General features: G+C 45.3%; 6 protein-coding genes. 4 read left to right on the top strand and 2 right to left on the bottom strand.

Going from position 1 to position 8,340, the window contains the following annotated elements:
* Positions 1 to 930: 930 nt before the first annotated feature.
* Together ACZYR9_RS26815 and ACZYR9_RS26810 are read right to left on the bottom strand one after the other, a co-directional pair.
* Positions 931 to 1,983: a TRAP transporter substrate-binding protein gene (locus tag ACZYR9_RS26815; RefSeq protein ID WP_488981426.1), complete on the bottom strand. Its 1,053-nt coding sequence runs from the start codon at positions 1,981 to 1,983 to the stop codon at positions 931 to 933.
* Positions 1,984 to 2,044: 61 nt separating this feature from the next.
* The gene (locus tag ACZYR9_RS26810) at positions 2,045 to 2,806 is read right to left on the bottom strand and encodes an SDR family NAD(P)-dependent oxidoreductase (RefSeq protein ID WP_488981425.1); all 762 of its coding nucleotides are present in this window, start codon (positions 2,804 to 2,806) and stop codon (positions 2,045 to 2,047) included.
* Between the two features lie 866 nt (positions 2,807 to 3,672).
* Here ACZYR9_RS26810 and ACZYR9_RS26805 point away from each other — a divergent pair.
* The 4 genes from ACZYR9_RS26805 to ACZYR9_RS26790 all read left to right on the top strand — a co-directional run bounded on the left by ACZYR9_RS26805 (position 3,673) and on the right by ACZYR9_RS26790 (position 8,184).
* The gene (locus ACZYR9_RS26805) at positions 3,673 to 4,158 is read left to right on the top strand and encodes an RpiB/LacA/LacB family sugar-phosphate isomerase (protein WP_488981424.1); all 486 of its coding nucleotides are present in this window, start codon (positions 3,673 to 3,675) and stop codon (positions 4,156 to 4,158) included.
* Positions 4,159 to 4,174: 16 nt separating this feature from the next.
* Positions 4,175 to 5,131: a class II fructose-bisphosphatase gene (glpX, locus tag ACZYR9_RS26800; RefSeq protein ID WP_488981423.1), complete on the top strand. Its 957-nt coding sequence runs from the start codon at positions 4,175 to 4,177 to the stop codon at positions 5,129 to 5,131.
* Positions 5,132 to 5,306: 175 nt separating this feature from the next.
* Positions 5,307 to 7,340, top strand: a complete 2,034-nt coding sequence (gene tkt, locus ACZYR9_RS26795) for a transketolase (protein WP_488981427.1) — start codon at positions 5,307 to 5,309, stop codon at positions 7,338 to 7,340.
* Positions 7,341 to 7,371: 31 nt separating this feature from the next.
* Positions 7,372 to 8,184 carry a sugar phosphate isomerase/epimerase family protein gene (locus ACZYR9_RS26790; protein WP_488981422.1) on the top strand — a complete coding sequence of 271 codons (813 nt, stop codon included), beginning with the start codon at positions 7,372 to 7,374 and terminating at the stop codon, positions 8,182 to 8,184.
* Positions 8,185 to 8,340 lie beyond the last annotated feature (156 nt).

Below are 8,340 nucleotides of genomic sequence, written 5' to 3'. Positions count from 1 at the left end.
AAATATGGATGACATGATGAGGGGCGTATGGCCATTCTTACTTGCGGAAACGGTTATTCTTATTCTTTTGATTCTGTTCCCGGAATTGGTTACGGTTCCTGTGGAGTGGCTTACAGCTAAATAAGAAAGAGAACGAGAATGGGTTCCTTCTAATGCAGGATTTCATGATGATGCAGCTTCGGCGCGGGTAGAAACGCACTTCAAATATCATCAATTCATTAGATTTAAAGAATGGGGTTGGCCTAAAAGGTCTTAGATGGTCATCATCCTATCGAGTAGATAACTTTAAAAGGGTTTTATGCGGCTGCTGCTCAGTATTCTACTGGGGAGCAGCCGTTTCATTTTTATGAAGGTGCTGTTGCTGTTGGCTGTAAACTCGATATCGTTTTCGATGATCTGCGCAAGTTCTTCTAAACTTAGCAGGAATGACTGACGGCCATGCTTTCATTTTGTAACCACTTTCTTCGAAAAACGCCCGCTTCTTTTCAGATGACAGAACGAATTCCTACGCCATAATCATTGTATCCCTAGAATTAATATGGGAGGGAATAAGACCCAAGAAGCACTGAGGGAAGACTTTTTTGAAACTTCAAAGCAAAGGAAGAACCTGTCGTAAAAAAGCGGTCAATTGAATGGATAATACAGATGGCTAAGCTGTACGGGATAACGAAACACTAATGGATAAGGAAAATAAAACAAGGATTAGCTGAAGGATCGACTGAGGCGTTACAAGCGGAGTGAGTACGATTACATGTGGAGAATATGAGCTAAAAAAGCTGGATGCCTTAATTCACAAGGATAAATAACGAATGAAGACAAAATTAAAAGGCATGAGCCCGGTACAATACCAAGCTCATGCCCCGCAAGCAGCTTAAGGAATACTTGCCTAACTTTATGGGGTCAGTTCAGCTGTGACCACCTGTTCACAAATTACTTAACTTCCTGAGCCGCTTTACGAATTTTTTCGATCAATTCTGCGCCGAATTTAGCTTCGAACTCTTTATATACCGGAGCAACCATCTCTCTGAAAGGCGCTTTGTCAGGTGTATTCACCTTCATGCCCTTGGCTTCAAGCTCTGCTGCCAGCTTTTTGTCGTCTTCTTCAATAAGGCTGCGGTGCAGCTGACCGGCTTCTGTAGCACTGTCTTGAATAATTTTTTGTTGATCCGCGTTTAGAGTTTTCCAGAACTTCTCACTGATGGAAAGCGGAAGCGGACTCCACTGGTGGCTTGTCATGGATACATATTTTTGAACCTCATAAAACTTACTGTTATAAATATTGGTAAGCGGGTTCTCTTGACCGTCTACGATTTTTGTCTCAAGTGCTTGGAAAAGCTCCCCAAAGCTCATTGGAGTCGGGTTGGCGCCAAAAGCTTTGAACAAGCTCAAGGAGAGCGGGATCTCAGGCGTTCTGATTTTGATCCCCTTTAAATCTTCAGGTGTATTAATCGGTCTAACATTATTCGTAACTTGTCTGAAGCCATTTTCCCAGTAGCTAAGGATGCGGATGTCTTTCTTGAGGAACGGCTCGGCGATTTCTTTACCGATAGGACCATCCATGACGGCCCATGCTTGCTTGAAGTTTTCAAACATGAACGGCAATTCCGTAGCGCCGATCGGCTCATGGTACTTCGCGTAAATACCGGCTCCGGCAGCGGTTACTTGAAGCAGGTTAGACTGAAGGCTTTGTACCATAGCGGCTTCACTGCCTAACTGCTCGCCCGGGTATACTTGAACTTCCATTTGTCCGTTGGATTTTTGCTCAACAAGCTCTTTGAACTTTAATGCAGCTTTATGTCTGGCGTTTGCTTCAGCAGAGCCGTGACCGAATTTAATGATGATTTTTTTGTCGGAAGAAGCGTTTGCACCCGTGCTTGGGGTTGCTGTCGTTGAAGAAGAACCTGATCCGCTGCCGCAACCGGCTAACAGTACTGAGCTTCCGAGCAACACCGCAGTTAAGACGCTAAAGCTTTTCTTAAACATTTGAATTCCCCCTTATGTTTGTGTGCTATTCAAATAAGATCTTTGAATACTGAAATGCAGTTTAGTCGATATGCATACCGCCGTTAATGTCTACTTCTTCACCCGTAATGTAGCTTGCGTTCTCCGAAGCGAGGAAGGTAATCGTATAAGCTACGTCCGTCACTGTACCCACACGACCTACAGGGATATTCTTCACTTGCTCTGCTTTTACTTCCTCCGTCAGCAATCCGCCGGTAATGTCCGTGCCGATCAAGCCCGGTGCTACGCTGTTGCAAGTAATGCCGAAGCCGGCCATTTCTCTTGCAACCGCTTTAGTAAAGCCTGCAACTGCCGCTTTGGCTGCGGAGTAGTGCGAACCGCCGAATACACCGCCGCCTCTTTTACCGGATACGGAACCCAGGTTCACGATACGACCGTAGTTTTGATCCTTCATGTAAGGCAGCACTTCTTGCGTCAAGTAGTAGATGCTCTTCACATTCACCTTAAAGATCAGATCCCACTCTTCTTCAGGGATGCTCAGCACGCGGGTAGGACGTGTGATGCCTGCGTTATTAACCAGGATATCCAATCGGCCAAAGCGGGTCACGATCTCCTTAATGACGTTGGATATCTCTTCGCGGTTTGTCACATCCAGTTGAATCGCATGAGCAGTGCCTTTATTCGCAGCGTTAATCTGCTGCGCCGTTTCTTCGGCCCCTGCCAAGTTAATATCAGTAACGATAACGGTTGCGCCTCTGGAAGCCATTTGGCTGGCGATCTCTCTTCCGATACCGCGTGGGGAACCTGCGCCTGTGATTAATGCTACTCTGTTTGTGAAATCCATGTTCATTTACCTCTTTCATTTATAATAATGTTTTAGAAACCGTGAATTGATGTAAAACCTTCGTTATTATCATAAGAGGGCCACTAATGTTTGTTCCGGTATGTCCAACCATTTGCCGCATGGTTACATCAAAGGCTTTATTGGGTTTAGGCAATAAATAAAAGCGAATTAAGGAAGCGTTTGCAACGAAAGTAAAATCATCAAAATTTACTGTGGACATAGGTCATAACACGGCTGTGATTCCCCGCAAGAGCTCTTCCATTGGGTTTGGCAAGTTTGATTTGATGAGTTCGCGCCTTTTTCTGCGGTAAAACGTTTTACATCCCTGAGTTAAATATATAGAGGTTTTCATTGTACGTCAATATAAAAAATATTATTTTCTTGTTTTATTAAGTGATTATTATTACAAATTACATTTTATAGCGCTTACACGGGGTTTATTATTGTCTGAATGACGAATTTGAGTTAAGATGAGAGGTAGATAAATAGAACGGCAGCAAAATGTTTGAAAAACGTTTTACCAAATTGAGATCATATGACTAGGGTAAGAAAAATAAATGGTTGTTTTAATAATGTAAGATGGGCAGGAAGTCTTGAAGGGTTGAAAAAGCAAGTCATGCGGTGATGAAAACACAATGGATCAGCTTTAACCATTACATAATAAGAGATTTGCATAAGCAGTTCATCATAAGAAAAATAACCGGGAAAATAAAAATTGAAATTTTGTGATAAAACGAAAAATAAATGATTATATATATTGACTAAAAAACAACCAACAACTAGAATTGAAACAGAAAACGAAAATAAACGAAAATTATTGATTAATTTTACTTTATTTTCTCACATTTCGAGGAGGAACTACTCATATGAAAATAGGTATTGGGTGCGACAACAATGCATTGGACATGAAAAACAGTGTGAAAGAGCATCTTATTCAATTAGGACATGATGTGGTAGATTACGGCTGCCATACTTGTGATGCTGTTGATTACCCGGATGTAGCTTTTGAGGTAGCAGAAAACATTAGCAACGGTGTGATCGAAAGAGGTATTTTGATTTGCGGAACCGGACTTGGCGTGGCTATTGCAGCTAACAAGTACCCAGGTATTCGGGCAGCGACTACTCATGATATTTACTCCGCCGAGAGAGCGCAGCTTAGTAATAATGCACAGATCATTACCATGGGTGCGCAAATTATCGGAATTGAAAATGCGAAAAGAATCGCAGAAGCGTATCTCAACTGTATTTTTGACGTAAATGGCAGATCGACAGGGAAAGTTCAAAAAATCATTGATAGAGAAAATGAAATTCTTCGTGGCGGCGGATCTTTAGGTAATGCATCTTGCTCTTGATCGGGGGCAAATCAATATGAAACATTTGTTAATGGATTTCGCCGGTGTTACGGAATCTGCAGCCATCGCTTCCGCCCGCTGGATTGGCCGGGGGAAGAAAAACGAGGCGGATCAAGCAGCCACGACGGCTATGCGCGCCCGGTTGAATCGGATGCAGATGAATGGAGTTATCGTTATCGGCGAAGGAGAGCTGGACGAAGCCCCTATGCTGTATATTGGCGAAAGGGTAGGGATAGGCGAAGGGCTCGAGCTGGATATCGCCGTCGATCCGCTAGAGGGAACGAATCTAACAGCAAATGGTCAAGGAAATTCAATTGCCGTGATCGCTGCTGCGCCCAAAGGAACTTTGCTGCATGCTCCGGATATGTATATGGAGAAAATCGCTGTGGGCCCAAAGGCGGCCGGTAAGATTGATTTGGATGCGCCGATTATAGATAACTTGAAAGCGTTAGCAACGGCAACCGGGAAGGACGTTTCGCAATTAACGGTCATGGTTCAAAACCGCGAACGTCACTCGGAGATGATTCAACAAATTCGAGCGGCTGGAGCCCGGGTACAGCTTTTTGAGGATGGAGATGTCATGTTCGTTATAGCTACGGCCTTCGAACAATCGGACATCGATATGTTCGTAGGCATCGGAGGGGCTCCCGAGGGTGTCGTATCCGCAGTAGCCTTGAAGTGTCTGGGCGGAGAGATTCAGGGCCGTCTAGTTCCGAGCAACAAAGAGGAGTACGATCGCTGCATTCGGATGGGGCTATCCAATCCGACGGCTAAACTTTTAATGGAAGATTTAGTGAAGACAGAAGAATGTATTTTTGCCGCAACCGGAATTACGAACAGCTTTTTATTAAAAGGGGTAATGGAAGAGAAGGGGCGCATCGTAACCCATACAGTAGCGATGTATTCCCAACAGAAGAAAATTCAATTAATAGAAACTATCTATGATGCTTTGGGGCATAAGCAGGAGGCTTAGTCATATGAAGTTTTTCTTGGATACTGCGAATGCAGGTGAAATGAAAACAATGATTCCTGGTTCGCTTCTGCCGAGCTTGTGGAAGCATCCATTAACCGATGCGGGTATCGAGAGGTTTCTCAAGGATGGGGAGAAAGTACCGAATAAAAATAATAGCTGTTGGGAGAAGGATGTTATGACCAATGTAAATTCAGCTTTAGAGCAAGCCGCCATTCATGCCATTCGGACTTTATCCATTGACATGATCGAGCAAGCGAATTCAGGCCACCCGGGTTTACCTATGGGAGCTGCGCCAATGGCTTATGAATTGTGGATGAAGCATATGAAGCATAATCCTAAAAATCCTTCGTGGTTTGATAGAGACCGGTTTATCCTTTCGGCTGGACATGGGTCGGCTTTATTGTACAGCTTGCTGCATTTGGTCGGCTATGATTTGCCGATGGAAGAACTCAAGCGTTTTCGTCAATGGGCAAGCAAAACGCCGGGACATCCGGAGGCTGGTCATACCGTGGGAGTTGAAGCGACTACCGGCCCATTAGGCCAAGGGATTGCAATGGGCGTGGGCATGGCTATGGGTGAGGCGCATTTGGCGGCCACTTACAATAGAGATAATTATAAAATCATCAATCATTATACCTATACCATTTGCGGTGACGGCGATTTAATGGAGGGTGTAGCCTCTGAGGCTGCTTCCATGGCAGGGCATATGGGTTTAGGAAAGCTTATTGTTTTGTATGATTCAAATGATATCTCACTTGATGGGGACCTCAGTCTTTCCTTTACCGAAAATGTAATGCAGCGCTTCCAGGCTTATGGCTGGCAAACGATTCGTGTGGAGGATGGCAACGATACGGAGGCCATTGGAAAGGCGATTCTTGAGGCGAAAAACGATGTAAGCCGCCCGGCGTTGATTGAAGTTCGCACCGTCATCGGTTATGGAAGTCCGAATAAAGCGGGAAGCTCCAAAGCACATGGTTCACCGCTTGGCAAGGAAGAAACCATTTTGACTAAGCGGGCTTATGGATGGGAGCACCAGGCTTTTGAAGTTCCTCAAGAATTAAGAGACTACTTCTCTTCCATTGGAGAAGAAGCGGCTAAGAAAGAGGCGGCTTGGAATACTCTTTTCGATAGCTATAAAAAGGCGTATCCAGAACTGGCTCTACAATTGGAAGCGGCTGTGAAAAATGAGCTTCCGGAAGGTTGGGACCAGGATATTCCTTCTTATGAGCCCGGTGCGCCCAAAATGGCTACGCGTGAATCTTCCGGTATTGCGCTTAACGCTATTGCAAAGCATGTTCCGTCGCTATTCGGGGGTTCAGCGGATCTTGCATCTTCGAATAACACAAAATTGATCGGCTTGCCGAACTTCTCGACAACCAATTATGCGGGAAGAAACGTATGGTTTGGCGTTCGGGAATTTGCCATGGGTGCTGCTTTGAACGGAATGGCGCTGCATGGAGGTATTCGTCCTTACGGTGGAACCTTCTTTGTTTTCTCCGACTACCTTAAGCCGGCTATTCGGTTATCTGCTTTGATGAAACAGCCAGTACTTTATGTATTGACTCATGATAGTATTGCGGTCGGGGAGGATGGTCCTACCCACGAACCCGTTGAGCAGCTTCCGGCGCTTCGCGCAATCCCGGATTTGATTACGTTGCGGCCGGCGGATGCGAATGAAACGATGGAAGCTTATCGATTTGCTGTACAACAAGGGAAGCTGCCGGTTGCGATGGTCTTAACAAGACAAAAGCTTCCTGTTTTGGAAGGGTCGAACGTAAAGGCTCGTGAAGGAGTAGCTAAAGGCGCATACGTGCTGGCCGATCCGGCTAACGGCCAAAATCCTCAAGTGCTGCTGCTGGCTACGGGTTCCGAAGTGAGCTTGGCGATGGAAGCCAAACAAGCGTTGGAGCAAAAAGGCATTCCAAGTCGCGTGGTAAGTATGCCTAGCTGGGAATTGTTCGAAAAACAGACGCAGGAGTATAAGGGTTCCGTTATTTTGCCGGAAGTTAAAGCTCGTGTAGCTATCGAAATGGCAAATCCTCTGGGTTGGGAACGTTATACCGGTGACCAGGGAGAAATCATCGGAATTCAACAGTTCGGTATGTCAGCTCCAGGTGAAGAAATAATGAAGGCGTATGGCTTCACTGTAGACAATGTGGTTGAAAAAGCGGAGCGGTTAATCCATAAAGCAACAGTAACACTGGTGTAATCAAAAGCGGGCTTTGATGGGGGAAATTGAAATGAAATTGGGGATCGGTAGTTATCTTTTTCGTTGGACAATAGGAAATCATGCTTTCCAGCCTAAACATCCTATGGATGCTGTAGGATTAATCGAAGCCGCTCATAAGCTTGGGGTATATCTCGTACAATTCGCTGATAATTTGCCTCTTGACGATTATGACCAGCAAGCGCTTGCGGAAGTGAAGGAAACGGCAGACCGATTGGGAGTGACGCTCGAAGCAGGAACGGCAGGAGCTACTGTGGAGCGGCTGGTGCGGTATTTAGAAATTGCGCAAGCCATCGGGGCAAAGCTATTGCGACTTTCGATTCATCATGGCGATGTGCATCCTACTTTTGAGGAAGCGCTGCAGGTTCTTAGAACCGTGCTGCCTGAATTTGAAAAAGCGGGTATTTCTATAGCTATTGAAAATCATTTTACCATGAGTTCACCCGAGCTTGTATCCCTGGTTACGGAAGTGAATAGCCCGTTTGTCGGTATTTGCGTGGATACGGGGAATTCCATCAGGCAAAAGGAATGGCCTGAGGAAACCCTGAAAATGCTGGTGCCTCATGGTTTATCGCTGCATCTTAAAGACTACAAGCTTGATACGCATCCCGATCATCTGGGGGTCTATGTGGCTGGATGTACACTTGGCGAAGGTATCCAGGATATCGATGGCGTTATCCAAACCCTTAAAGCTGCGGGGAAGGATATCAATGTTATTCTTGAGCTATGGAAGCCGCTTGAGCAAACAGAAGAGGAAACATTAAAGCAAGAGTATGAGGCGATTAAGCAAAGCGTAGCTTATGCCAGAAGGTTTATTAAGGAATAAGAGCGTCTGGGAAATGCTGGAGAAACCTAAAGCGGTATCTCCAGCTATTGTGCTAACTTATAAGAAGGAGAGTTGATATGGAGAAACTGTCCGCTGGATTTAATAAGCTTCTGAATTTCGCGATGGCGGCCGCCTTGCTGGTGATGGGAGTGCTTG

Source organism: Paenibacillus sp. F024 (assembly GCF_057814255.1).
The sequence above is the reverse complement of the archived record's forward strand: the minus strand, read 5'-3'. Positions and strand labels throughout refer to the sequence as shown.